The sequence below is a fragment of the Paraplanobispora siamensis genome, assembly GCF_016863175.1.
In the GTDB taxonomy this organism is placed as follows: domain Bacteria; phylum Actinomycetota; class Actinomycetes; order Streptosporangiales; family Streptosporangiaceae; genus Planobispora; species Planobispora siamensis.
In genome coordinates this window covers 18,104-43,249 of sequence record NZ_BOOJ01000002.1, presented here as the reverse complement: position 1 = coordinate 43,249, position 25,146 = coordinate 18,104, and the positions used below count along the sequence as shown (strand labels likewise).

Here is a 25,146-nt window from a genome sequence, read left to right as displayed (position 1 = left end):
GGCTCACTCCTCCTCGGGCCGGGGGCGGGACCACCGGATGAACGACACGTGCTCCACCGCGTGGGCCCGCCCGCCGGGCCCGGCCAGCCAGTGGCCGTCGCGCCCGGGCAGGGACTCGGCCAGCGACATCGCCACCACGCCCTCCACCGGCAGGCCCGCCGCGGCGTGCAGCGAGTGCGGGTTGCGGAAGCTGAGCAGGGTGGGCTTGCGCTTGCCGTGCTCCAGCGAGATGCCCGGCGTCTCCAGGGAGACGAAGACCTCCTCGGGGATGCCGTGCCGGCGCCGCCACCGGTCGGCCCGCAGGAAGTAGTCCGCGGGCGACTCGCCCCGCTCCGGGCGCGGGAAGTCCCCGGGCCGCAGCCGCCAGGCGGCCCTGCGGGTGACGACCCGCCCGAACCCCAGCCGCTCGACCTCGTCGACCTCGGCCACCGGCTCGGTGACCGGCTCGGAGGGGCCGCGGGTGCAGGCCATGCGCGCGCCGAGCACCCACGGGTCGCCGAGCACCATCAGGTAGCGCGCCGGGCCGAGCACCATGTGGGCGGGCACCACGCCGAGATAGACCGGGGCGACCGGGGTGCCGTGCGCGTCGAGCAGGCTGAGCGTGCCGCTCGCGGCGTCGTGGACCACCGACAGCTCGCTGACCGCGACCGCGTCGCCCGCGTCGGCCAGCGGCAGCTCGTTCGGCCAGGTGAGCGCGGGGATCGCGCCGGTGCAGGAGTACTGCAGGCCGTTGACGTCGGAGGAGATGACCAGCTCGCGGGGCTGCGCCTCGGGGAAGTTGCCGCCCACCCAGGCCCGCAGCCGGCCCTCCAGCCCGTCGGGGCCGTCGAGCACGTTGCGGAAGCGCGAGACCAGCCCGCCGGACCCGGCGTTGAACTGGTTGACCACCAGCAGGTGGTCGCCCTCGCGGACGGCGCCGAGCGAGCGGGCCGCGACCTGGTAGGCGACCGCGACGGTGGGCGGCGCCGAGCTCGCGCTGACCGGCAGCCAGGCCCGCTCGGTGGCCCGGCCCCGGGTCTGCGCGTCGGCGCGGATCGCCGCGAACAGCCGCCGCGTCAGGTCCGGGGTGTTGGAGACCTCCATGCAGAAGCGCAGGGCGTCCGGGCAGCGGCCGCCGGCGCCGTACCGCTCGACGAAGATCTCGACGAGCATGTCGTACAGGTGGCTGCGGAAGACCATGGGCCGCATCCGCCCCGCCAGCTCGCGCAGGTCGTCGGAGACGTGCTCGCCCAGCGCGGGGACGTCGGTGATCGCCTCGGCGTCGTCGTAGACGGCGAAGCCCGTCCGGTCCTTGGCGACGCCGAGCCTCTCCAGGCCGGCGGCGGCCCGCTCCGTCATCGACTCCAGCGTCCGCACCCGCCGCCCGCCGTCCTGGTCGGCCAGCGCGACGGCGTCGGCGTGCAGCTCCCGCAGGGTGCGGGCGGTGGCCGCGGCGTACTCGGTGCCCACCCGGCGCACGCTCTCGGCCAGGGCCAGCAGCGGGGCCCGGTCACCGCGCGACCAGGGGGCGACCACGCGCAGCATGCCGGCGTCCAGCAGCCGCTGCAGCGCGGCGAAGGGGTCCTCCCCGCCCAGCCTGATCATGTACTCGGCGGCGCCCGCCCGGCCGATCCCGGCCAGCGACTGGAGGATGGAGCGGTAGACGGTGACGTCCACCAGCTCGTCGGTCCGCCAGGCGAAGCCGTCGCCCATCCGGTAGGCCGAGGCCAGGCCCCGCGGCTCGCCGTCGATCGTCCGGACCGCGTTCAGCGGTTCCAGCTCGAAGGCGGTGACCAGCCGCTCGTCGCGGACCAGGGCCTGCAGCCAGGCGAAGACGTGGGTCTGGGACAGGGCGGTGTTGCTCCGGCCGCCGCTGGGTCTGCCGTACAGGCCGATGCCGGTGAAGGTGGAGAAGGGGCTGGTCTTGCGCGCGGCCCTGGCGGCGTAGGACAGGATCGAGCGGGCCGCCTTGCCGCCGGGGTGCAGGCCGCCGACGTCGACGTGCTTGAGCAGGTCGGCGCTGGCGTGCGCGATACCGGTCGCGAGGGCGGGCTCGGCCAGCAGCGCGCCCAGCCGCCGCCCGGTCTCCTCCGTCTCCTCCGCGTATCCGGCGGGCAGCCGCTCCAGCAGCGTGGTCCGGGTCAGGGCGGCCGAGCTCCAGCGGCGGAAGGTCCGGGCCTCCTCGTCCTGCAGCGCGCCGGCGATGCGGTCGAGGTCCTCCCCGGCCACCCGCAGCGGCTTGTCGCTGTGGGTGGAGCGCCGGACCTTCAGCACCAGGCGGCGGAGCGCGGGGTCGTGGTCCAGGGCCGGGACCAGCCGGTAGAGGATGTCGCTGACCGGGTCGGCCAGCTCGGTCAGGAACGCCTCGGAGGTGGCCACGGCGTCCAGCAGGCGGCCGGTCTCCGTCAGGTCGAGGTCGGCCGCGTCCGCGGGCAGGCCGCCCACCCGGTCGATCCGCATGTCCGAGATCTCGATGTCCGGCAGGATCGGGGAGAGCTCCGGGAGGGATCCGGAGAAGGGCAGGATCGCCGTCATCAGAACAGACCCCCCACCATGCCCCACAGGTTCTTCAGGACCAGTACGGCCAGGCCCGCGGCATACAGGAAGCACAGGGCGCCGAACAGCAGGTACCCGGCCCGCTTCCAGCCGGTCAGCGTGTGCATGCTGGAGGGCAGCGGCGAGCGCAGCGCCACGTGGGCCAGGTAGGCGAAGGCCCGGCCGCGGAGGTTGACCGCCCCGGTCGCCGCCGCGATGGCGTGGTAGCCGTCGGAGGGCAGCAGCGGGTTGAGGTTGACCACGGTCAGCAGGGTCTGCAGCACCAGCAGCACGTAGGCGATGTCACCGACCTGTCCCCCGGCGGTCAGCGCCACGACTCCGGTGACGCCGTACCAGATCTGGTCGCTGAAGGGGCCGGCCAGGGCGATCATCACCCGGCCGCCGCGGCTCCTGATGCGGTAGGCGTCGGTCCTGTCGACGTAGGCCACCGGCATGAAGTAGAGCATCAGGCCGACGCCCGCCTCCCTGATGGGGGCGCGCAGATACTGGCAGACCAGGGCGTGCGCGGCCTCGTGGACGACCACCTGCAGGATCAGGATCGGCATGGCCACCCACCACAGCGAGGGGTAGGAGTGGCCGGCGGGGTTCAGCAGCGCGTAGAGGCCGACGCCCATGCTCGCCAGCACGATCGCCACGACCGCGGCGCTCAGCGTCCGGGCGGGGACCTTGCGCAGCAGCGCGGCGACCGGTTCCATGACGTGCTCGACGCGGCCGGTCAGCTTGAGGCGGGGCATGTGCTCGCGCAGCGAGAAGCGCATGATGCGGGACCCGCGGTCCTGGGCGGGGGGCTCGACGGTGAGCACGCCCGCCTGCCGGAGGTCGCCGAGGAAGGCGCCGACCCGGTCGCGGGCCGTCTCGGGGTCGGGGCGGTGGTCGGAGAGCTGGCTGACGATGGTCTCGCCGGTCCGGCTGCCGTCGAGCAGGTCGAGCAGGCGGACGCCGGAGGGGGTGAGCGCGAGATAGCGCCCGGTGGTGTTGTTGTAGAGCAGGGGTCTGTCGTCGATTCCGGTGATGACCTCGACGTCCGGCCTGAGCTGGAGCGGGACGGACGTCATCCAGTCGGCTTCCGCGGCGGCCGAGCCCTGCGCTGCGGTTCGGCCTGCCTGCGCCGGGTCGGCGGAGGTATCCTGGGTGGCGGATCGCATAATGCGCCTTTCTGGTCTCGTGTCGAGAGTGCTGCCTTCACGCTCGACAGGTTTGGGACTACAGCCGGGCCGCCTTGCGTCGCATGTGCCGGGACCTGTGGTGAGGTCCCGGCACTGCTGCGTTACTGGGCCTGTTTACTTGGCCTGTGTCACCGGGCCGATCAGCCGCCGCTGCTGGAGAAGGTGGAGGCGGTGGAGGCCGAGGAGCCGGGGCAGCTGGCGGTGCCGCCGGTGAACGCGGTGTTGGCGGTGGTGAAGCCCGCCGAGGTCACCTCGTCCAGTTCCTCGGCGCCCAGGTCCTCGGCCGCCAGGTCGATCTGGTCCTTGTTGATCTCGCTCATCGGTGTTCCTTCCATGGAGGTGTGAATCCGGGTGGCGCGGGTGCCACGGGAGCGCTGCCTTCGTTCCCGGGACACCCGCGGGGAGCGTCCGGTGGTCCTAGTTGCCGGTGCTGGAGAACGACGACCCGGTGCTGGCCGAGGAGGCCGGGCAACTGGCCGAACCGGCGGTGAAGGCGGTGTTGGCGGTGGTGAAACCCGCCGAGGTCACCTCGTCCAGTTCCTCGGCGCCCAGGTCCTCGGCCGCCAGGTCGATCTGGTCCTTGGGGGTCTTGTCGTCACTCATCTGCGTTCCCCTGTCCGATCAGCCGAAAGACGAGCCGCTGGAGGCGCTGGATGCGGTGGAGGCGGGGCAGGAGGCCGAGCCGGCGCAGCCGGCGCTGCTCCAGGTGCCCAGCAGGTTCGCGTCGGCGAGCTCCTCGACCGAGAGGTCCGGCTCTTCGGCGAACAGGTCGATGTTCTGCTCTTCCATGATCCTTCTTCCTTCTTCGATGGGTTTTCCGGTCTGCCGAGGAATGCCGGGTGGTGGTCCACCCCGCAGCGCCCTTCGCGGGCAGCGGCAGGACGACGTTCAGGACAGCGTGCTCGCGGTGCTCATGGACGCCAGCAGCGCGGTCTCGTCGAGCTGGTAGAGATAGAGCTCGTCGTCGCTGATCTCCTCGGCGAAAAGATCCATGTCCACTTCCGACTCTCCTCAGCGGTCTATGGGATCAGCCGGGCCCGATCAGCCCCAGGTGCCCGTGGTGGTCAGCGAGCTCGCGGAGCTGGCGGGGCAGGAGGCCGAGCCGGCGGTGGTGAGGGAGCTCAGCGAGGCGAGGGCGGCCTCCCCGGGGAGGTCCTCGGCCGCCAGGCCGCTCAGGTCCTCGGCGTAGAGGTCGACGGCGTCGTCCTTCTTCTTGATGTCGTCAGCCATGTCGTCGTTCCTTTCACGAGGTGTTTCCGGTTCTCCGTACGGCGGGCGCCGCACGGAAGTCTCTGCGGGGGCGGCCGTCCCGTCAGGGGGCGGCCGGCTCGGGGACGGGATAGCCCAGCGACACCGCGAACAGCTGCCGCTGCCGGTATCCGTCCAGGTCGACCAGCGGGCGCATGCCCGACTGGAGGAACCCGGCGAACACGCTGCCGACCAGCCCGTGGGCGGCGCTGCGCACCAGGGCCGCGTACGCCAGACCCGAGGCCCTGGCCAGCAGGGTGCGGTGGCCGTGGGTGCCGTGCCGGGCGAGCGCGGTCGACAGGGAGCCGGTGATGGCGAGGATGACGGGGCTGGCGGCGTACTCGATCTGCAGCACCATCTCCTCGGCCGCCCGGCCGTCGGCGAGCCCGGCCAGCGGCACCAGGCGGGCGCCGTCCTCGTCGGCCCGGTAGAGGGCGGGCTCCAGGCCGGCGACCCGGCGGGCGGCGACCAGGACGCCCAGGCCGTTGCCGTCCTCCCAGTCCTGCGGCCAGGCCTCCCGGTCCATCCGGAACGCCGTCGCCAGGGCGGCGGCGATCACTTCGACGGGGACCGGCCGCTCGGCGTAGTCGCGGATCGACACGCGCCGGCGCAGGATCTCCTCCAGCGGCCGGTCCGTCGGCGGGGCCGCGACCGGGCGGACCTCGGGCACCCCGGCGGGCGCGGACCCGCGGGGGCCGACCGGCGGCACCGGGCGCCCGGCCCGGCGCGGGCCGGCCAGCACGTCCTCGGCGGTGAGCCTGCTCTCCTGCCTGAGGTCGCTGAAGAGCGTGGTGTGGTCGCGCAGCGCGGTCATCGGGGCTCCTGCGGGTTGATCGCGAGGACCGCGGTGATCGGTTCCTCGTCCGGGTCGACGGAGAGCAGGCGGGTCAGCGCGGCGTCGTCCCACGCCTGCACCACGCGGGTGGCCAGGCCCCGGTCCGCCGCGACCAGCCGGAGCTGGGTGAGGGCGACGCCGGCGTCGAGGTGGAGCACCCGCCAGGCGAAGGTGGAGTACTTCGACCCCACCCGGGCCAGCGCCCCGGTGATCACGATGACGGCCTCGGCGTCGGGCAGGCCGGCGATCGGCGCGTGCGGGTCGGCCCAGGACAGGTCGGCCAGCCGGTGGGTGTCGATGCGGTAGCCGTACACCGCGGGGTCGAGGCCGGAGACGTCGCGGGCGATCACGTGGAGCTGGGCCGAGCCGAGGTTGCCGCCGGTGGGGGCCCAGCGCTGCACCTTCCGCGCGGCGTCCGGGCCGTCGTCGCGCAGGCCGCCGGCCCGCCGCAGCAGCGCCCCCAGCGTGACCGCGTCGATCCGGCGCGGGTCCGGCACGTGCGTGCCGGCCGGGACGGGGCCGAAGACGGTGTCGGGCTCGTCGGGCAGCTCCACGTACCGGGCGGAGGGCCAGCGTTTGCACTCCACCTGCAGCGCCAGGTTGCCCGGGCGGTAGTGGATCTGGTGGTCGCGCGGGTTGGTGAGACGGCGGGGCGGGAAGCTGACCGACTCCTCGTAGGCCAGGGCCACCGGAACCCCGGGCTCCGGATCGCCTCCGCCGGTGCAGCGGGGACAGCCGGGCAGCGCGGCCAGCGGATAGGACCGCTGGAGCCAGGTGCCGAGGTCGACCCGGACCAGCCCGTGCAGGACGTGGGTGGAGCCGACCCGGGACAGCAGCGCCACCACGTCGGCCGCGATGAGCGCGGCGGCGGTGTCGGCGGCGTGCCCGGGGTCGAGCGTGGCCGGTCCCTCCTCCCGCGCCGCCTCCCGCTGCGCGGTCACGCAGTCGGCGCAGGCGGTGAAGGAGGTGTCGACGTACGGCCCCAGCCAGGCGATGTCGCCGTCCAGGTGGATCGGGAGCACCGGGACGCCGGCGTCGGCCGCCCGCCCGCCCGACGACAGGACGAGGTCCACCCCGTCGCCGCCGCCCCACGGCTCCACCCTGCCCACGCCCGCGGCCAGCAGGAGCCGCCGTACGGCCCCGGCCAGCGCCGGGTCGTCGATCGCCAGGGCGACCCCGGAGCGGGCCAGCCGCCGTACGGCGTCGCCTCCGGAGATGTTGACCCGGCTGGAGTCGATCGAGCGGGTCAGGAAGGTCGCGATGTGCTCCGGGGTCCCCTCGGGGATCTCGGGGCCGTCGGCGTCCTCCAGCATCCCGCAGGTGTACAGCAGGGAGATCGCCTGGTGGAGGTGGCCCGGCGGCAGGTCCAGGTCGGCGGCCAGCTCCGGCAGCCGCCTGCGGCCGTCCAGCTCGGGCAGGAGCCGGGGGATGAGCTCCCTGGCGGCGGTGCCGCGCAGCGCCTGCCGGGTCGGGGTGCCCTCGACGAGCAGGCCGTCGGGGAGCGGGAGGGTCACCAGGCCGGGGACCAGGCGGGGACGCCCGGGCATCCGGAACTGGGGGTCGGTGGCCACCGCGTGGCTCATCGCCTCCGCGGGGACCAGGCTGGGCTTGGCCATGCTTCGTCCCATCACTAGTGGCCGGCCGGGGCGAGGATGCCCGGCAGTTCGTCGGCGAGGTCGCGCCAGGTCGACTCCCGCTGGTCGGGGGTGGTACGGCAGCGCCGGCACCCGTGCACCCCGACGACCGCGGACCGGCCGAGCGTCCCGTCGAGCAGGTGGACGTGGCGCACGTGCCCGGCCTCGGCCGCTCCCCCGTCGGTCAGCAGCGAGCCGGCCAGCTGCACGGTCAGCAGGGCCGCCAGCTCGGCGTGGTGGGGCAGATATCCCCGGGGCCCGAGCGCGGGGTCCGGGTCGTAGGCCTCGGCCAGCACCGCGCCGAGCCGGTGGGTCGGGTCGTGCTGGCGGCGGCGGGTCTGGAAGCAGCCGGCGCAGGCGCCGTGCCCGGGGGCCGCGACCGGCCCGACCCGCAGCCTGGGGTGCTCCAGCACGACCGGGAACCAGGGGGTCCGGTAGGCGAAGGAGGCGCCGTCGAGGGTCTCCTCCAGCCGCGGGGCGGGCCGGAAGGAGGCCAGCACGCGGACCCTGGCGTTCGGCCAGAGCGAGGGGTCGAGGTAGCCGTGCTCGTCGGCCGGGGTGACGGCCACGTCGCCGGAGCGCTCGCGCACCCGCTCGGCCACGTCGGCGCCGAAGTCCCCGAGGGTGATGATGTGGAGCTCGCGCATCGCGGTGTCCTCCTTTCTAGGCGAAGGGCTGGGGGAGGGGGTTGAGGTCGGCCTCGGCGTGCACCGGGTAGCCCAGGCGGGCCGGCGCCTCGTAGAGGCGGGGGTGGGCCGTGTAGCGGGCGGTGTGCACGAAGGACAGCGGCATCAGCTGCGGGATGATCACCCGGACCACCCGGAAGCCGACGTCCCTGGCCTCGTCCGTGGTCACCTCGACGGCGATCACGTCGCACCCGGCGGCCTTGAGCCGCTCCACCAGCAGGCGCAGGTCTCCCGCGGCCGTCCCGGTGGACAGGTTCGGCATGGACGACAGCGTCCTGCGCTCCCGCCCGTCGAGCAGGAAGGCGAAGTCGCCGGCCCGCTCCGGCGCGCCCATGTAGGAGGCGCCGTGGAAGACGTGGAGGAACTCGTCGGGGTCCTCCGGCCGGGGCCGCGGCACCTGCATCGCGATCCTGGACGACGCCGACTCCCGCATGATCTTCCCGATCGAGGTGACCGGGTCGAGGTCGGTGTTGCACATCACCAGCTGGCCCAGGACCTCGTTGTCCGGGGTCACGTCGATCGAGTAGATCGTCGGGATGCCCAGGTCGGTGGTCGCGTCGTAGAACAGGGTCCGCACGTGGCTGGCCCGGTGCCGCTCGGCGTACGGCGCCAGCCGTTCGGGGATCTCATCCAGCTCGATGCGCGGCCAGGGGATGCGCTGCAGCCAGGTCAGGGAGATCGAGTCGCGCTCCACCACCTCGCAGATCGCGCCGACCAGCGCCGCCGACAGGTCGGAGTGCGCCGCGCAGCCGGTCGAGATCGGCATGGTGAACCGCTCCGCGGCCGACTTGGCCCTGATGTGCATCCAGACCATCACCGCCGGCACCCAGACCGGCCGGTTGCCGGTGAGCGACCAGCCCCGGGTCCAGCGCATCGGCCCCGAGGGGTCGGGGGCGGTGACGATGCTCTTGGGGTGGGCCAGCTCCTCCGGGGTGCAGCGGGGGACGGTGCCCAGGTCGAGAGCCTCCTCGCCGAGCTCCTCCGCGGTGGCCCAGCGCAGGGCCGACTCGTCGAAGACGCAGCTGGAGTAGCGCTCCAGGGACTCGGCGACGCAGAGCCGGCCGGCCCGTTCGGTGCCGAGGGCGCCGCCCGCCCCGTCCATGCCGCCGCGGATGTCGGATCCCGCGGCGGACTCGGCGATGTTGGCCGAGACGGCGGTCAGGTCGCCCATGGAGGCGGTGAAGATCGAGAATCGGGGCTCGCCCGGGTGGTTGGGCAGCTGCTGCACGCGGCTGGCCAGCCCGTAGGAGCCGACGAGGTCGTCGAGGTCGGTCAGCTTGCCCAGGGGCTCGCCCGTCGAGGTCGGCTTGCCCACGGGCTCACCCGTCGAGGTCGGCTTGCCGGGGGGCTCGCCGGTCGAGGCCCGCTGTTCTCCCGCCGCGGAGGGGGTCTCGATGGTCATCGCTTCTCACCGTCCGTCCAGCTGAAGAGGGCGACGGCCGCGGCCGAGGCGGCGACGGCCACCCCGGCCATCACCAGCCAGGCGATGACGATCGGCCCGCCGGCCACGCCGACCAGGTCCTGCCGGAGCGCGTCGGCGAAGTAGGTGGTGGGCAGGTGCTCGGCGACGGCGCGCACCGTCCCGGGCAGGATGTCCAGCGGGAGGAAGACCCCCGAGAGCATCAGCAGCACCGGCATGGCCAGCGCCAGCACGCCGTTGGCGAGTTCGGCGTTGCGCATCCGGGCCGCGACGAGATAGCCCACCGCGAAGAGCATGGCCAGTCCGAGGGCGCAGGTGACCAGCAGCCTGCCGATCGCGGACGGCTCCAGGAACCCGGTGGCCAGGGCCGCCGCCGACAGGGCGGCGAGCTGGCCGATGGCGATCGCGAAGCGCACCGGCGCCTGGGCCAGGATGAAGGTCGTCCTGCTCAGCGGAGTCGTGCCCAGCATCCGCAGGGTGCCCTTCTGGCGCAGCGAGATCAGCGGGGTCGCGGTGCCGAAGAAGGCCAGCGACATGAACGCCATCATCAGCACCGCCGGGATGCCCGCCCGCATGGGGTCGAAGCCGCCCCCACCGTCTGCGGGGTTGAGCGTGCCCATGAACAGGAACATCGCCATGAAGACGAGCGGGAAGACCAGGACGAAGAAGAAGCTGCGGGGGTCCCGGATCAGCTCGCGGGCGTTGGCCCTGGTCAGCTCGGCGAACGCGCCGGGTCTGCGGCCGGTGTCCGGGACCGCGGTCAGTGCGGTCATCGGCCCGCTCCGTTCCGTTCGGCGGCGGTGCTCCCGTGGTGCTCGGCGGCCAGTTTGAGGAAGACGTCCTCCAGCCGGCCGGTGCGGACCTCGATGTGCCGGGCGGACAGGCCCGCCACCGCGCGGACCACCTCGTCGGTGTCGGAGGTGGTGACGGTCACCCGGGAGCCGTCGACGCTGACGCCGCTCACGCAGTCCAGCGCCTCGATCTCCGCCAGGTCGGCCCCGGTCTCGAAGGACACCTCGTGCGCGACGCCGAGCCGGTGGACCAGCTCGCGGGGCGTGCCCAGGGCGACCAGCCGGCCGCCCACGACGATGCCGACCCGGTCGCACAGCTCGGTGGCCTCGGTCATGTCGTGCGTGGTCAGCAGCACCGTGGTGCCCTCGACGCGCTCGGCCCTGATCAGGTCCCAGAGCTGCTGGCGCGCCTGCGGGTCCAGCCCGGCCGCGGGCTCGTCCAGGACGAGCACCTTCGGGTTGGCGATGACCGCGACGCCCAGCAGCAGCCGCCGGCGCTGGCCCCCGGACAACGCCTTGGCCTTGACCGCGGCCTGCTCCCGCAGCCCGATGCGGTCGAGCGTGTCGGCGACCGCGCGGGGCCGGGCGTGCAGGGAGGCCCACAGCCGCAGCGTCTCCTCCACCGTGAGGGTGGGGAACAGCGACGCCTCCTGGGGCTGCACGCTCACCTGCCGGACGAACTCCCCGCGGTCGCGCAGCGGGTCGAGGCCCAGGACCTCGATGCCGCCCTCGGTGGGCTCGCGGAGGCCGACCAGGCACTCCACCGTCGTCGTCTTGCCCGCGCCGTTGGGGCCGAGCAGTCCGAAGACCTCGCCGGGGGCGATGGCCAGGCTGAGGCCGTTGACGGCGCGATGCCCACCGTAGGCCTTCACCAGGCCGCTGATCTCGATCGCGGGTTTCTGGTCGGGACTCGCGGGTGACTCCGTGCGCTCGGCACGTTTCCCGCTGTCGAGCATTACCATGCCGTTCTCTCTCACTGCCGTGACCTGCTGTTCGATCTATGGCTGTGAGATTAGGAACGGTGGATTTCGTCTTGCTTTTCTCGGTGTTTTCGGGGATTTCGCGGGCTATGCGGCTTTCGTCGGCCCGATAAAGTCCCAGGTCAGGCCTTGGGCTCGGCCGGCTTCACCAGGGTGGCGTAGACGATCACGTTGTCGTCGTACTCGTCCTCGTCCCAGTCGAACTTCCCGCCGCAGGTGATCAGGCGCAGGCCGTCCTCCAGATAGACCTTGTCGGCGGGGAAGTCGTGCTTGGACACCTGCTCGATGGAGTCCACCCGGTACTGGGCGACCTTGCCGTCGCTCCGCACGACCTTGATGGCCTGCCCCTCCCGCATCTCCTTGAGCCGGTAGAAGACCGCCGGGTCCGTCTTGGTGTCGACGTGCCCGAGGATCACCGCCGGCCCCGGGTCGCCCGGGACCACGCTGTCCTTCACCCACCCGGCGTGGTCCGGTTTCTCGTACGGCGGCAGCTCGATCTCCCCGTCCTCGACCCCGAGCTTCATCAGCGGCGCCTTGATGCCCAGGGAGGGGATCTCGATGCGGCTGGGCACGACTGTGGAAACCTCCGCGCGCTCCTGGCCGCCACCCCTGTTGAAGGCGACCAGGACGGCTCCGGTGATGACTCCGGCCACGATGATCCGTGACCAGCGGGACTCTCCCATCGCGGTCTACAGACGGCGCCGCCGCGCGACGACCACACCGGCGCCGCCCGCCACGGCCGCCGCCACCAGCGCGGCGGTCAGGCCGATCGACGTGCCGGAGTCCTCGGGTCCGCCGGCCGCGGTGCCGCCGCCTCCGGTGCCCGGAGCCTTGGTGGCGATGATGGTGCGGGTGGTGGTCGGCTGGGGGGTCGGCGAGCTGGTCTGCAGGATCCGCAGAGTGGCGCTGCCGGTGTCGTTGGTCCCCTCACACCTGACGGTGACCTCGTACTCGCCGGGATCGGCGTCCTCGACGATCGTGGCCTGGCCCCGCACCCACGGCCGCGGCGTGGGCGTGCTCGTGCCGGGAGTGGCCGGCGTGGGCGTCACCAGGATCGGGTCGAGCGTGATCGCGGTCTCGAAGATCTCCGACGCCGCGGTGCCCTGGTGCGCGGGACCGCCCTGGGGGATCGGGCAGTTCGCCAGCACCCACACCTTGCCGCCGGCGCGCGCGCTGGAGGGCTGGAGCTGGACCTCGATGTCCGCGCGGGGAGCTCCCGTCGTGGTCGCCGCGGGAGTGGGTGTTCCCGTGGGGTTACCCGAGTTCGCTTCGGCCGTGCATCCGGTTATTCCGGTCAGGGCGATGGCCCCGAGAACCGCGACAAGCTTGACCCTTGGCACTGTCGCTCTCCACTTCGCACTCCGGCCGACGACCCTCGCCCGGCACGACTTCCCACCTGCTCCCCATTAAACATGGGCAAACCCAGAGAAGTCGATCATCATCCGTAATGATCTAGACCAAGTGGGACGTAGTGCCAGGTTGCCAGGCTTGACGCCATTACGCGGGCGAATCAGGCGACATCAGAGAATTATGGAATGTCGTGGGGCCCGGCGGTCTCCCCGGACTGGGCGACGCCGATGGGGCCGGTGCCGCGCGCCGTACGGGACCGGACCGCTCGCCCGGGACCTGCGCCGCGCGGCCGTACCCGGCCGGGGTTCGCAGGGATTCAGACGCCGGGGTTCAGACGACGCCCGCCCAGCGGGGGCCGACGCCGCGCAACCGCACCGTGCGCTCGTCGTCCGCCTCGCCCCGGTCGATCATGATCTCCAGCCGGTCCTCGGCCAGCCCCTCGACCAGGCCCTCGCCCCACTCGACGACCGTCACCGACTCCTGCAGGGAGGCGTCCAGGTCCAGGTCGTCGACCTCCAGGTCCCCGCCGAGCCGGTAGGCGTCCACGTGCACCAGCGCGGGACCGTCCACGAGCGAGGGGTGCACCCGGGCGATCACGAAGGTCGGGGAGGTGATCGGCCCGCGGACCTTGAGCCCCTCGGCGACGCCCTGCACCAGGGTCGTCTTGCCCGCGCCCAGCGGGCCGGACAGCACCGCCAGGTCCCCCGGCCGCAGCAGGCCGGCCAGCTCCGCGCCCAGCTCCCGCATCTCCTCGGCGGTCGCCATGATTCTCACCGTTCGCTCACTCCTGTATGTCCACCGCCACCCGCTTCAGCAGGTCGCGCAGTGCGTCGTTGACCGCCCCCGGCCGCTCCAGCTGGACCAGGTGCGAGCTGTCGGGAACCTCCGTCAGCCGGGCGCGCGGCAGCGCCGCAGCGATCGCCTTGCTGTGCTCGACGGGCGTCAGCCAGTCGTCGTCACCGACCACGATGGAGGTGGGCACGTCGTCCAGCACGTCCAGCGCGCTCAGCTTGTCATGCGACATCAGCGCCGGGTAGAAGTTCGCGATGACCTCGAAGGGGGTGGAGCGGATCATCGACTCGACGAAGTCCACCACCGTGGGGCTGACGTTCTTGGAGTCGCCGAAGCCCAGGTAGCGCAGGACCAGGAAGGCGACGTCGTTGGCCGCGTGGCGGCCCTTGTCCACCAGGGAGCCCCGGCGGCCCAGCATCGACACCGTCCCGGGCGTGACCTTGTGCACCGCCTTGGACAGCAGCGCGGGCAGGCCCAGGGAGACCTCGGCCAGCTTGCCGGCGGAGGTGGAGATGAGCGCCACGCCCTTGACCCTGTCGCCGAAGAGCTCGGGGTGCCGGTCGGCGAGCGCCATGATGGTCATCCCGCCCATGGAGTGCCCGATGAGCACGCACGGGCCGGGCACCAGCTCCTGCAGGACCTCGTACAGGTCCTCGCCGAGCCGGTCGATCGTCGAGTTGTCCGCGCCGGTGCGGGACGACCGCCCGTGGGAACGCTGGTCCCACAGCACCAGACGGTGATAGTCGCGCAGGTCGCGCCGCTGGTAGTGCCAGGAGTCCAGGTTGAGGGTGTAGCCGTGGCACAGCACCACGGTCAGCGGGCTCTCCTCGGGACCGTCCACCTCCGCGTGCAGGGCGGCGCCGTCGGAGGTGACGACCGTGACCTGCCGCCCGCGCAGCTCGCCGAGCGGCTCGCTGGCCTCGGGGTCGGGGCGGAGCCTGATCCGGCCGATGGCGTATCGCTTGGCGAAGGCTCCGGCCGCCACACCGGCGGACGCCGCACCGACGATCGCACCGGCGATACCGACCTTACGTCGTCGCGTAGTCGTCATTCAGACCCCCTTCACCGGTAGACGCGTGGCACGCGCGAACCGATCCTGGTCACGATCTCATGAGTGATCGTGCCGAGGGAATCCGCCCATTCCTGCGCGGTCGGCTCGCCCTGCGAACCGTCACCGAACAGAATCACCTCATCCCCCTCGGCCAGCGGGTCTTCTCCCACATCGATCACGAACTGGTCCATGCAGACCCGCCCGGCGATCCGCCGTCGCCGGCCGCCCGCCAGCACCTCCGCCCTGTTGGTGGCGTGCCGCAGGACGCCGTCCGCATACCCGAGCGGGACCAGACCAAGCGTTGTTTCGCGATCCGTAACATATAGGTGCCCATAGGACACACCTGAATCGGCGGGCACCCGCTTCACCAGGGCGATCCGCGCCGCGAGCGTCATCGCCGGGCGGAGACCGAAGTCGCCCAGCTCGGGGATGGGGCTCAGCCCGTAGGCCGCGATGCCCGGCCGCACCATGTCATAGCGCGCCCGCGGGAGCGTCAGGTTCGCCGCGGAGTTGGCGATGTGGCGGATCACATGGGATCCCCCCGCGCCCGCCTTCTCGGCGACGCCCAGCGCCTCGTCGAAGGCGTCGAGCTGGACGTCGATCGACGGGTGCCCCGGGATGTCGGCGCACGCGAAGTGCGACCAGAGCCCGACGATCTCGACCGTGCCCTCCGCCTGCCGGGCCAGCGCCCGGTCCAGCAGCACGGGCCAGTCCGCCGCCGCCGCGCCGCCGCGCCCGTTGCCGGTGTCGACCTTCAGGTGCAGCCGCGCCGCCCTTCCGGTACGGCCCGCCGCCTCGGCGATGGCGTCCACCAGCCACGGCGCGCCCGCCGACAGCTCCACGTCCGCGGCCAGCGCGTCGTCCAGCGGCTCGCCCGGCGGGAGGATCCACGACAGGATCGGCGCGGTGACCCCGGCGGCCCGCAGTTCCAGGGCCTCGCGTATGTAGGCGGTGCCGAGCCGCTCGGCCCCGCCTTCCAGGCACGCCCGCGCGCCGGCGACGAGCCCGTGCCCGTAGGCGTCGGCCTTGACCGCGACCATGGTCAGAGCCCCCGGGGCGTGCTCGCGCAGCAGCGCGACGTTCTCCCGGATCGCGGACAGGTCCACCCGCGCCTCGGCAGGAGTCATCGGGAAGCTCATATTTCCAGTCTGGCAGCTCGCCCCCGGTGCCGAGGCCGATTCGTGACCGACCTCATGACCTCGGGGAGCGCCTCGGCCACGTCCCCGGCGGCCAGCGGGCCGTACCTTCCGGCGATCCCGTGGAGGTACGCCGCGCACGAGGCCGCGTCGTAACAGTCGAGCCCGGCCGCCAGCAGCGTCCCCGCCAGCCCGGCCAGCACGTCCCCGGTGCCGCCGGTGGCCAGCCAGGGGCTGCCGGTCGGGTTGACCCTGACCGGGTCGCCCTCCCGCGCGACCACCGTGGTCGAGCCCTTCAGCAGCACGGTCACGCCCAGCTCGGCGGCCGCCAGCCGGGCGTACTCCAGCCGCCGGGCCTCGATCTTCCCCCGGGACACCTGCAGCAGCCGCGACAGCTCACCGGCGTGCGGGGTGATCAGCACGGGCGCGTCCCTGCGGAGCAGCGACCTGTCGTGCGCGATGAGCGTCAGGCCGTCGGCGTCCACCAGCACGGGGACGTCACCGGCCAGGATCGCACGGGCGACGGCGTGCGCCTCGGTCCCGGTGCCGAGCCCGGGTCCCAGCACCCACGCCTGCACCCGGCCGACGTCCTCGATCCGCTTGCCGAGGTCCACCCCGCCGGCCTCCGGGCTCGCGTACCGGGTGCCCGTCTCCGGGCCCGTGCGGCCGTCGTCCCGCGCCGGGGCCAGCTCGGTGACGACCGCCTCCGGCCAGCGGGCCCGCACCTGGGCCACCGGCTCGGCGACGCCCGCGTAACGCACCATGCCCGCCCCGGCCCGGATCGCGCCCCCCACGGCCAGCACCGCGGCGCCGGTGTAGCGGTGGCTGCCGGCCGCGATGCCGACGACGCCCCGGCGGTACTTGTCGGAGCGGGCGTCGGGCCTGGGCAGCAGCGCGGCGACGCCCTCGCCGGTGAGCTCGGTCACATCGGGATCCGGCAGGTACGGCCCCAGCCCGATGTCGACGAACTCCACCCGGCCCGCGTACTCGCCTCCCGGATCGACCAGCAGCCCGGTCTTGAGCGCTCCGAACGTGACGGTGACATCCGCCCGGACCGCCTCCCCGTCGACCCGCCCGCTGCTCGCGTCCACCCCGCTCGGCACGTCCACCGCGACCACGGCGCCGGGGGCCTCACCGGCGATCGCCGCCAGCGTCGCGTACGGCTCCCGCAGGGCCCCGCTCCCGCCGATCCCGACCAGCCCGTCCACGACGAGGTCGGCGTCCTCGATCACCCGCCGGGCCGCCTCCGTACCGCCTCCGCCGTCGCGCAGGTCCAGGACCCGGCCGCCGGACCGGCGCAGGGCCGCGAGACCGTCCCGGTGCACCCGCGACCCGGCCAGCACCGCGTGCACCCGGGTTCCCCTGGCCGCCAGCCGGGCCCCGGCGTAGAGGGCGTCGCCGCCGTTGTCGCCGCTGCCGATCAGCAGCGCGACGCGGGAGCCGTACACCCTCCCCAGCGTCGCGGCGCAGTGCACGGCGAGCCCGGTGGCCGCCCGTTCCATCAGCGTGCCCTCGGGCAGCGTCGCCATCAGGGCCGCCTCGGCCGCCCTGATCTGGTCGGAGGTGTACGCCGGTCGCGTGAGGCCGTGACGGGCGCGTGGTTCGCGGGGTCGTCCTCCCATGGTCCGAGAGTACGGCAGCGATCACAGCCGCCCACGGCGGAGACACGGCCCTCGATCCCGCCGACGCGTCGAGCGGTCCCGCGTCACACCTGCTCGGTGGGCATGGCCACGATCTGCGGGAGGTTGACGTGCCGGGGACGCCCGACGGTGAAGGCGATCAGCTCCGCCAGGTCGGCGTCCGACAGCCAGTCGAAGGCCCGGCGCCAGTCCTCGAGCATCGAGTTCGCGTCCGGGTGGTCGACGTGCCCCTGCAGTTCGGTGGCCACCAGGCCGGGCTCGATGTTGGTCACCCGGACCCTGCGCGGGCCGAGCTCGGTGCGCAGGTTGCGGGAGAAGTGGGTCACCGCGGCCTTCGTCGCGCAGTAGACCGCGAAGTTCGGGAAGGCCGCACTGGCCGCGATCGAGGAGATGTTGACCAGGTCGGCGGTACGGCCGTCGGCCGCGGCGGCCAGCAGGTCGGGCAGGAAGGCGTCGACCACGCGCAGCGCGCCGGTGAGGTTGGTGTCGATCATGCGCTGCCATTCGCCGGTGCGGCCGTCGGCGAATGGCGCGGCCAGCATCACGCCGGCGTTGTTGACCACCAGGTCGGCCCGGCCGAGCTCCTCGGTGACGCGGGCCGCGCCCGCCCGCACCGAGGCGGGGTCGGTGATGTCGACCTGGACGGGCAGCGCCGCCTCCCCCAGCTCGGCGGCCAGGCCGTCGAGCCGGTCGGTACGGCGGGCCAGCAGCGCGACCCGGGCGCCCTGGGCGGCCAGCGCCCGGGCGGTGGCGGCGCCGATCCCGCTCGACGCGCCGGTCACGACGGCGATGCGGCCGGTGAGCGGCAGGGTGGCGGCAGTGTTCTGTACGGCGGTGACGGTCATCGCGTCCAGTTCCCTTCGGACATCGGGTGTTCTCGGAGACCATGCTGCGGGGGCCGCCGGATGTGACCCAGGGTGCTGTCCGGCCGGGGTCCGGGGAGCCTGGGTCTGACAGAACCAGGATGAGAACGGCGCGGGCCCTCATACTGGACGCCGTGAACAAGCGCGCGGAGCTGGCCGAGTTCCTGCGGACCCGCCGGGCCCGGCTGCGGCCCGAGGACGTGGGCCTGCAGCCGTTCGGCGGGTCCCGCCGCCGCGTCCCCGGACTGCGCAGGGAGGAGCTGGCCCAGCTCGCCGGGGTGAGCGTGGACTACTACGTACGGCTGGAGCAGGGCCGTACGAACAACGTCTCCGAGGAGATCCTGCAGGCGGTCGCACGCGCGCTGCAGCTGGACGAGACCGAGCACGCGCACCTGCGCAACCTCGCCCGCCCGGCGCCCGCGCGACGCCGGCCCGCACCCCGCCCGGAGCGGGTGCGCCCGGGGCTGCAGCGTCTGCTGGACATGGCCGAGGGCATCCCCGCCTACGTCATCGGACGCCGCAGCGACATACTCGCCTGGAACCGGATGGCCGCGGCGGTGTTCGTCGACTTCGGCGCGCTGCCGCCGGCCGAGCGCAACTGGGCACGGATGATCTTCCTGAACGAGGACGTCCGGGCGCTGTTCGCCAACTGGCGGCTCAAGGCGCAGGAGACGGTGGCCTACCTGCGTCTGCGCGCCGGGGCCCACCCCGACGACCCGCAGCTGGCCGCGCTGGTCGGCGAGCTGTCGGTCAAGAGCGAGGACTTCCGCCGCTGGTGGGCCGATCACAACGTCAAGGACAAGATCAACGGCCGCAAGGTGGTGCACAACCCGCTGGTCGGCGAGCTCGTGCTGGACTACGAGTCGTTGCGCCTGCCCGACGACCCCGACCAGGTCCTCGTCGTCTACACCGCCGAGGCCGACTCTCCCTCGGAGACCTCGCTGCGGCTGCTGGGCAGCTGGCGTGCGCAGGATGTCGCCCGGCCGGACCGGCACGCGGAGCGCCCCTCCCGATAGGCGGGCGCACCGGCCCGGCCGTCCCTTCCTCGACCCGGCCTTCTCGGCTCAGCCTTCCTCGACCACGACGCGGACGGTCTCCACGTTCGAGTCGGCCGCGTCCGGCACGACCATGCCCGCCTCGACGCCGCTGCGCAGGTAGCCGATGACCTCCTCGTTCAGCCGCTCGCCCGGCAGGGCCGCGGGGATGCCGGGCGGGTACGGGGTCAGCAGTTCCGCGCTGATCCGCCCCGCGGCCTTCTGCCAGGGCACGTGTTCGGCCGGGCCGAAGAACGCGTCCCTGGGCAGCATGGCCTGTTCCAGCCGCAGCTCCCCCGGCGGCGGGATCTCCACCCGGGACGGGGAGGGCAGCTCGCCGGCGCGGTCGCCGAGGTCGCGCAGCGCCGTCAGCAGCCTGCCGACGGTGTGCTCGTCGTCGGCGTGGGTCAGCTGGACGCCGATCCTGCGGTGGTCGGACAGGCCCACGTTGATGCGGTGGTGTTCCCGCAGCCAGTCGGCGACCTGGTAGCCGGCCTTGCCCAGGCCGGTGAGGTCGATGATCACATGTAGCGGGTCGAAGTCGAAGGCCAGCCCGGGCCCGCAGAGGTCGTCGCGGCCGTACACGTGCAGCCCCTCGATCTCCGCGATGCGCGAGCGCACGTCGGCGACCAGCGGGAGGAGCCGGTCGTAGACGGCGCGGCCGTGCTCGACCATCTGCCGGCGCCAGCCGTCCAGGGCGGCGTAGATCAGCACCGACGGGCTGGTGGTGCTGAACAGGTCGGCGCGCTCCTTCAGCAGCTCGGGTGCGATGAGATCGCCCTGGAGATGGAAGACCGAGCTCTGTTCCAGGCCCGATCCCATCTTGTGGATGGAGGTGACGCACACGTCCGCCCCCGCGTCCATCGCCCAGGAGGGCAGGTCGGGGTGGAAGGGCAGGTGCGCGCCCCACGCCTCGTCGACGATCAGCGGCTTTCCCCGGCTGTGGCACACCTCGGCGAGAGCGGCCAGGTCGGTGCAGGTGCCGTACGGGGTCGGGGTGACCACCAGCACCCCCTTGGCGTCCGGATGCTCCTCCAGCGCCTTCTCGAACGACTCCGGGGCGGGCGGGTGGGCGAAATGCCGTTCCGCGTCCCACTGCGGGTCCACCCACACCGGGCAGATCCCGGACAGGATCAGGCCCGCCACCACCGACTTGTGCGCGTCCCTCCCGATCACCAGCCGCTCGTGCGGGCCGGCCACCGACAACATGGCCGCCTTGACCGACAGGGAGCTTCCGCAGGTGGAGAAGAACGTGTGATCGGCGTCGACCGCGTCGGCCATCAACTGCTCGGCCTTCTCCAGCAGCCCGTCCGAGGAGGTGCGGTCGTCCAGGCCGCTGACGGCCAGCACGTCGGAGCGGAACACCGCCTCGCCCAGCACCGCGGTGACCCGGGGATCGGCGCCGCGCGCCTGCTTGTGCCCGGGCGGGGTGAACGGAAGCTGATCACTATCGTGATAGGCCGCCAGGGCCTCGAGTATCGGTGCCTGCGAATGATCCATGACCTGCGACTGCCCGCCTCGCCGACATGGAAACGGGCGGCCTGCCTGGTCGGACGCGTACGGGCGACAGCTCGTCTAGCTCTCGGCGATCACATAGGCGACGGCGACGCCCCCGTCGTGGGACAGGGAGACGTGCCAGCGGGTCACCCCCAGCGCGGCGGCCACCTCGGCGGCCCGGCCGGTGACCCGCAGTCCGGGACGGCCGTGCTCGCCGGTCACCACCTCGGCCTCCACGTGGAGCAGACCGGGCGGCGCCCCCAGCGCCTTGGCCACGGCCTCCTTGGCCGCGAAGCGCGCGGCCAGGGACTCCACCCGCAGGTCGCGCTCCGCCTCGGTGAACAGCCGCGTCCGCAGCCCGGGCCTCCGGGCCAGCGTCTCCTCGAACCTGGCCACGTCCACCACGTCCACGCCGATCCCCACGATCATCCGCCCAGCGTAGTGTTCCGCTGCCGCTGCGAACCCGCCCTGGTGAGCGCGGCGAGCGCGACGAGTACGCCGAGCACGGCGAGTACGGCGGGCGCGAGAGGAGGGATGGGCGGTACGGGCGCGGTGGGCGCGGCGGGCGCGACGGGTACGGTGATCAGTGCCGCCGGCACGGTGGACAGCTCCGGGGCCTTCGGGGCCTGCGGCGGGGCGGGGAGGTGGGTCCCGGCGGGCAGCAGCGACTCGCATGCCCTCACCGCCGAGCCGTACTCCGCGGAGAGCAGGTCGACGCGCTCGCCCTTGACGGTGAGGTTGACAGTCCCATCCGAGGAGAACGCGACCTCGGGGAACTCGGGCAGCCCGTGTGAGCGCATGCACGCGGCGAACGCCTTGCCGTCGTCCTCGCCGGCCGCCGCGGCCGAGGCGGCCATTCCTCCCCCTCCCACGACGAGAGCCGCGACGAGGAGCACGTTCCTGATCTTTACGCCGTTCATGATGGTTCCTCCGTTGTCCGTCGGTGGGATCAGCCAAGCCGAGGGGCGGTTACCGGGCGGGAACGGCGGCGGTTACCCCGTTGTAACCGGGGGTGGGGCATCCTGGGCCGATCATGAGAGTGCTGATCGTCGAAGATCATGAAGAGCTGGCCCAGACGGTGGCCGTGGGGCTGCGCCGCGAGGGGATGGCCGTCGACGTGGTGCTGGACGGCGTCGCGGCGCTCGATCGCACTTCGGTCAACCACTACGACGTCGTCGTCCTCGACCGCGACCTGCCCGGCCTGCACGGTGACGAGGTGTGCCGGGCGCTGGCCGGCTCGGGCCACCCGGCGCGGGTGCTGATGCTCACCGCCGCCGGGACGATCGACGACCGGGTGACCGGGCTGGGCATCGGCGCCGACGACTACCTGCCCAAGCCGTTCGCCTTCGCCGAGCTGGTCGCCCGGATCCGCGCGCTGACCAGGCGGTCGGGCCAGGCCCTGCCGACGGTGCTCGTCCACAGTGACCTGCGCCTGGACCCGGCCACCCGGATCGCCACCCGCGACGGGCGGCGGCTGCCGCTGAGCCCCAAGGAGTTCGCGGTACTGGAGCTGCTGATGACCGCCGGGGGCGCCGTGGTCTCCGCCGAGCAGCTCCTGGAGCGCTGCTGGGACGAGTTCGCCGACCCGTTCACGCAGACCGTGAAGGTGACGGTCAGCCGGTTGCGCCGCAAGCTCGGCGACCCGCCGCTGATCGAGACGGTCCCGCAGGCCGGGTACCGGTTATGAGGTGGACGGTACGGCTGCGCCTGACCCTGTTCTACAGCGGCCTGTTCCTGGTGGCCGGGGTGCTGCTGGTGACCCTCATCTATTTCCTGGTCGAGCACTCGCCCTTCCCCACGCCGCCGGACGCCCCGACGCCGCCGGACGCCTCCACGCCGTCGGCCGCCCCCGCGCCGTCGGCCGCCCCCGCGCCGCCCGCCGGGCCCGAACCGCCGGTCACGCCCCCCTCGGCAGCGCCGGAGCAGAACGGGAACCTGCGCCGGTTGCTGGTCAACTCCCTGATCGCGCTGGTCTTCATGGCATTCGCCTCGATGGCGCTGGGCTGGCTCATGGCGGGGCGCGTGCTGCGCCCGCTGGGTGAGATGACGGCCACCGTACGGCGTATCACGGCCGACCGGCTCGACCGGCGGCTGGCCTCCTCCGGGCCGGACGACGAGCTCAAGGAGCTGGCCGACACCTTCGACGAGCTGCTGGACCGGCTGGAGGCCGCGTTCACCGCGCAGCGGCGGTTCGCCGCCAACGTCTCCCACGAGCTGCGCACCCCGCTGACGCTGCAGCAGGCCATGGCCGAGGTCGCGCTCGCCGACCCGGAGGCCGACGCCGCGTCTCTGCGGGCCGTGCTGGAACGCCTGGTGGCCGCCGGACGGCACCAGGAGCGGCTGATCGAGGCCCTGCTCACCCTGGCCCGCAGCCAGCAGGGCCTGCACCACCGGCGGCCCCTCGACCTGGCCGGGATCACCGGTCAGATCCTCGACCGGCGGGGGGAGGCGGAGGTCCGCCTCACCTCCGCGCTCCGTCCGGCGCCCGCCTCCGGCGACCGCGCTCTGCTGGAACGCCTGGTCGTGAACCTGCTGGACAACGCCTCGCGGCACAACGTGCCCGGCGGCTGGGTGGAGGTGGAGACCGCCGTGCGGTCCGGCCGCCCGACGCTCAGGGTCGCCAACAGCGGCCCGGTGATCCCGCCCGAGCAGGTCCCCGAACTCCTGCAACCCTTCCGGCGTCTGGAGACCGGCAGGAAGGCCGTCGGCGACGGGCTGGGCCTGGGGCTGTCGATCGTCGCTGCCGTCGTCTCGGCGCACCACGGCCAGCTGGAGGCCCGCGCGCTCCCGGACGGCGGCCTGGAGGTGACCGTCTCCCTGGATCCTCCCGTCGATCGGGTGGAGGACGACGGCGCAGGCGTGGCTTAATGCGTAACGCGGGTGCCGCGTGTCGTTTTTCCGGAAGTCTTTCTGGAGGTGGCGTGACCATGCCGGAGGACAGCTGCCAAGTGTGCGGCCGGGCTCTGCCGGGGCGTACGGGGAGGCGGGGACGGTCGTCGGTCTACTGCTCGGCCGCGTGCCGGCAGAAGGCCTACCGGTCCCGGCACGACCCGGTGCCGGGCGAGGTGGTGACCGAGCTGATCGCCGACATCGAGCACCGGGTGAGGCGGCTGGTCCCGCAGCGGCCCAGCGTGTTCTACCAGGACGTGACGGCCCTGTCGTCCTCGGTCGGCAGGTTGCGCCGCGTGGCCCGCACCGCCCTGGACGCCGCCCAGGTCACCGCGGACTCCCCCGATTCCGCGGAATCACGGGACGTTGAGGAAAACGTCACACCGGCGCCGGTGACGAGATCGACGACCGGGCACGGGACGGAACCCGGGGCGGAGATTCCGGCCGATTCCGGGGCGGGCGACGGGCAGGACGCCGCGCTCGTGGACGCCGCGCTCGTGGACGCCGTGCGGTCGGGGGACGAGTGGACCTTCGCCGGGCTGGTGGAGCCGTACCGGCGGGAGCTGCAGGTGCACTGCTACCGGATGGTCGGCTCCTACGACGACTCCGAGGACCTGGTCCAGGAGACCCTGCTGCGGGCCTGGCGCAGCCGGGACGGGTTCCAGGGGCGCTCCCCGCTGCGCGCCTGGCTGTACCGGATCGCCACCAACGCCTGCCTGGACTTCCTGCGGCGCACCACCCGGCGGGTGACACGCTACGAGCCCGTCGAGGGGATGGACCACGGCAGCCAGGATCCCCCGCCGCGGATCACCTGGCTCCAGCCGTACCCCGACCACCTGCTGGAGGACCTGGAGGGCACGGCCTCGGGCGAGGCCTCGCCGGAGGCCGCGGCGGTGTCCAGGGAGACGGTGGAGCTGGTCTATCTGACGGCGATCCAGCACCTGCCGCCCCGGCAGCGGGCGGTGCTGATCCTGCGGGACGCGCTCGGGCTGCCGGCCGCCGAGACGGCGACGTTGCTGGACATGAGCCTCGCCTCGGTCAACAGCGCGCTCCAGCGGGCCCGGCCCGCCCTGCGCGGACATCTCCCGGAGCGGCGCACGGAGTGGACGGGCCCGGCCGGGCCCACCGAGGAGGAGCGCGAGATCCTGCGGCGCTACATGGAGGCCACCGACCGTTGCGACATCGCCGCCGTGTCCGCCCTGCTCAGCGAGGACATCCGGCTGACCATGCCGCCGAACCCGTTCTGGTTCGTCGGCCGCGAGGCGATGGTGGGGTTCCTGAGGCCGTCCCTCGACCCGGCCTCCCCGAGCTACTTCGGCGACTGGCGGCACCTGCCCACTCGGGCGAACGGCCAGCCGGCCGCCGCGGGATACGTGCGGCGGCCCGGCACCGCGGTCTACCGGGCGCAGGTGCTGGACGTGCTGCGCGTCCAGGACGGGAAGATCGTGGAGATCACGGCGTTCGAGCCCCACCTGTTCCCCGCGTTCGGCCTGCCCTTGAAGTTGTGAGGTCCCCGCCGCGTTCCGCCGGGGACCGTACGGCGGAGCGATGAGTTCTCCGGCCCGGGCGCGTCTCAACAGATGACGCCGCACGGAACAC

General features: G+C 73.2%; 26 protein-coding genes. 4 read left to right on the top strand and 22 right to left on the bottom strand.

The genetic code is table 11. From position 1 onward, the window contains the following. Positions 1-3 precede the first annotated feature (3 nt). The 19 genes from Psi01_RS00425 to Psi01_RS00335 all read right to left on the bottom strand — a co-directional run bounded on the left by Psi01_RS00425 (position 4) and on the right by Psi01_RS00335 (position 18,109). Positions 4-2,514, bottom strand: a complete 2,511-nt coding sequence (locus Psi01_RS00425; RefSeq protein ID WP_204061865.1) for a lantibiotic dehydratase family protein — start codon at positions 2,512-2,514, stop codon at positions 4-6. After that, positions 2,514-3,590, bottom strand: coding sequence for a PqqD family protein (locus Psi01_RS00420; RefSeq protein ID WP_204061864.1), 1,077 nt, complete (start codon positions 3,588-3,590; stop codon positions 2,514-2,516). Before Psi01_RS00420 ends, Psi01_RS00425 begins: the two co-directional genes overlap by 1 nt. 251 nt (positions 3,591-3,841) lie before the next feature. Beyond that, positions 3,842-4,021: a thiocillin family RiPP gene (locus Psi01_RS00415; RefSeq protein WP_204061863.1), complete on the bottom strand. Its 180-nt coding sequence runs from the start codon at positions 4,019-4,021 to the stop codon at positions 3,842-3,844. Positions 4,022-4,118: 97 nt separating this feature from the next. Next, positions 4,119-4,304, bottom strand: a complete 186-nt coding sequence (locus tag Psi01_RS00410) for a thiocillin family RiPP (protein WP_204061862.1) — start codon at positions 4,302-4,304, stop codon at positions 4,119-4,121. Positions 4,305-4,322: 18 nt separating this feature from the next. Continuing rightward, on the bottom strand, positions 4,323-4,490 hold the full coding sequence (locus tag Psi01_RS00405; RefSeq protein WP_203877475.1) for a thiocillin family RiPP: 168 nt from the start codon (positions 4,488-4,490) through the stop codon (positions 4,323-4,325). A gap of 252 nt (positions 4,491-4,742) precedes the next feature. Next, positions 4,743-4,931 (bottom strand): thiocillin family RiPP, encoded by a 189-nt coding sequence (locus tag Psi01_RS00400; RefSeq protein WP_204061861.1) that lies wholly within the window; start codon positions 4,929-4,931, stop codon positions 4,743-4,745. Positions 4,932-5,013: 82 nt separating this feature from the next. Further along, positions 5,014-5,763 carry a nitroreductase family protein gene (locus Psi01_RS00395; RefSeq protein ID WP_204061860.1) on the bottom strand — a complete coding sequence of 250 codons (750 nt, stop codon included), beginning with the start codon at positions 5,761-5,763 and terminating at the stop codon, positions 5,014-5,016. Further along, entirely contained in the window at positions 5,760-7,400 is a 1,641-nt protein-coding gene (locus tag Psi01_RS00390) for a TOMM precursor leader peptide-binding protein (protein ID WP_204061859.1), read from the bottom strand. Before Psi01_RS00390 ends, Psi01_RS00395 begins: the two co-directional genes overlap by 4 nt. A gap of 14 nt (positions 7,401-7,414) precedes the next feature. Then, positions 7,415-8,065: a TOMM precursor leader peptide-binding protein gene (locus tag Psi01_RS00385; RefSeq protein WP_204061858.1), complete on the bottom strand. Its 651-nt coding sequence runs from the start codon at positions 8,063-8,065 to the stop codon at positions 7,415-7,417. A gap of 16 nt (positions 8,066-8,081) precedes the next feature. Then, complete coding sequence (locus Psi01_RS00380; protein ID WP_204061857.1) at positions 8,082-9,506, bottom strand: YcaO-like family protein; 1,425 nt, start codon at positions 9,504-9,506, stop codon at positions 8,082-8,084. Next, positions 9,503-10,297 carry an ABC transporter permease gene (locus Psi01_RS00375; protein ID WP_204061856.1) on the bottom strand — a complete coding sequence of 265 codons (795 nt, stop codon included), beginning with the start codon at positions 10,295-10,297 and terminating at the stop codon, positions 9,503-9,505. Before Psi01_RS00375 ends, Psi01_RS00380 begins: the two co-directional genes overlap by 4 nt. Then, positions 10,294-11,277, bottom strand: coding sequence for an ABC transporter ATP-binding protein (locus Psi01_RS00370; protein WP_239126859.1), 984 nt, complete (start codon positions 11,275-11,277; stop codon positions 10,294-10,296). Before Psi01_RS00370 ends, Psi01_RS00375 begins: the two co-directional genes overlap by 4 nt. Positions 11,278-11,417: 140 nt before the next feature. Further along, positions 11,418-11,978: a class F sortase gene (locus Psi01_RS00365; RefSeq protein ID WP_204061855.1), complete on the bottom strand. Its 561-nt coding sequence runs from the start codon at positions 11,976-11,978 to the stop codon at positions 11,418-11,420. A 6-nt stretch (positions 11,979-11,984) separates the two neighbouring features. After that, the gene (locus Psi01_RS00360) at positions 11,985-12,635 is read right to left on the bottom strand and encodes a hypothetical protein (protein WP_204061854.1); all 651 of its coding nucleotides are present in this window, start codon (positions 12,633-12,635) and stop codon (positions 11,985-11,987) included. 340 nt (positions 12,636-12,975) lie between these two features. Then, a complete protein-coding gene (tsaE, locus tag Psi01_RS00355) occupies positions 12,976-13,410 on the bottom strand; it encodes a tRNA (adenosine(37)-N6)-threonylcarbamoyltransferase complex ATPase subunit type 1 TsaE (protein ID WP_204061987.1) in 435 nt (144 codons plus the stop codon). 16 nt (positions 13,411-13,426) lie between these two features. Next, entirely contained in the window at positions 13,427-14,488 is a 1,062-nt protein-coding gene (locus Psi01_RS00350; protein WP_204061853.1) for an alpha/beta fold hydrolase, read from the bottom strand. Positions 14,489-14,499: 11 nt separating this feature from the next. Beyond that, positions 14,500-15,627 (bottom strand): alanine racemase, encoded by a 1,128-nt coding sequence (gene alr, locus Psi01_RS00345; RefSeq protein WP_239126858.1) that lies wholly within the window; start codon positions 15,625-15,627, stop codon positions 14,500-14,502. After that, positions 15,624-17,246, bottom strand: coding sequence for an NAD(P)H-hydrate dehydratase (locus Psi01_RS00340; protein WP_204061852.1), 1,623 nt, complete (start codon positions 17,244-17,246; stop codon positions 15,624-15,626). Before Psi01_RS00340 ends, alr begins: the two co-directional genes overlap by 4 nt. 83 nt (positions 17,247-17,329) lie before the next feature. Then, positions 17,330-18,109, bottom strand: a complete 780-nt coding sequence (locus Psi01_RS00335) for an SDR family oxidoreductase (protein WP_204061851.1) — start codon at positions 18,107-18,109, stop codon at positions 17,330-17,332. A gap of 152 nt (positions 18,110-18,261) precedes the next feature. Here Psi01_RS00335 and Psi01_RS00330 point away from each other — a divergent pair, with 152 nt between their 5' ends. Beyond that, positions 18,262-19,143, top strand: coding sequence for a helix-turn-helix transcriptional regulator (locus Psi01_RS00330; RefSeq protein WP_444980712.1), 882 nt, complete (start codon positions 18,262-18,264; stop codon positions 19,141-19,143). A 48-nt stretch (positions 19,144-19,191) separates the two neighbouring features. Here Psi01_RS00330 and Psi01_RS00325 read toward each other — a convergent pair whose 3' ends face one another. The 3 genes from Psi01_RS00325 to Psi01_RS00315 form a co-directional block, all read right to left on the bottom strand. Then, positions 19,192-20,661, bottom strand: a complete 1,470-nt coding sequence (locus tag Psi01_RS00325) for an aminotransferase class I/II-fold pyridoxal phosphate-dependent enzyme (RefSeq protein WP_204061849.1) — start codon at positions 20,659-20,661, stop codon at positions 19,192-19,194. A 75-nt stretch (positions 20,662-20,736) separates the two neighbouring features. Then, complete coding sequence (locus Psi01_RS00320) at positions 20,737-21,087, bottom strand: holo-ACP synthase (protein ID WP_204061848.1); 351 nt, start codon at positions 21,085-21,087, stop codon at positions 20,737-20,739. After that, on the bottom strand, positions 21,084-21,578 hold the full coding sequence (locus tag Psi01_RS00315) for a hypothetical protein (RefSeq protein ID WP_204061847.1): 495 nt from the start codon (positions 21,576-21,578) through the stop codon (positions 21,084-21,086). Before Psi01_RS00315 ends, Psi01_RS00320 begins: the two co-directional genes overlap by 4 nt. Before the next feature lie 113 nt (positions 21,579-21,691). Here Psi01_RS00315 and Psi01_RS00310 point away from each other — a divergent pair, with 113 nt between their 5' ends. Genes Psi01_RS00310 through Psi01_RS00300 form a run of 3 tightly spaced genes read left to right on the top strand, consistent with a single transcriptional unit; the run spans position 21,692 to position 25,055 of the window. Continuing rightward, positions 21,692-22,345 carry a response regulator transcription factor gene (locus Psi01_RS00310; protein ID WP_204061846.1) on the top strand — a complete coding sequence of 218 codons (654 nt, stop codon included), beginning with the start codon at positions 21,692-21,694 and terminating at the stop codon, positions 22,343-22,345. Then, positions 22,342-23,526 carry a sensor histidine kinase gene (locus Psi01_RS00305; protein WP_204061845.1) on the top strand — a complete coding sequence of 395 codons (1,185 nt, stop codon included), beginning with the start codon at positions 22,342-22,344 and terminating at the stop codon, positions 23,524-23,526. The genes Psi01_RS00310 and Psi01_RS00305 overlap by 4 nt, the downstream gene beginning before the upstream one ends. Before the next feature lie 59 nt (positions 23,527-23,585). Beyond that, positions 23,586-25,055, top strand: a complete 1,470-nt coding sequence (locus Psi01_RS00300; RefSeq protein ID WP_204061985.1) for a sigma-70 family RNA polymerase sigma factor — start codon at positions 23,586-23,588, stop codon at positions 25,053-25,055. The last annotated feature ends 91 nt before the right edge of the window (positions 25,056-25,146 follow it).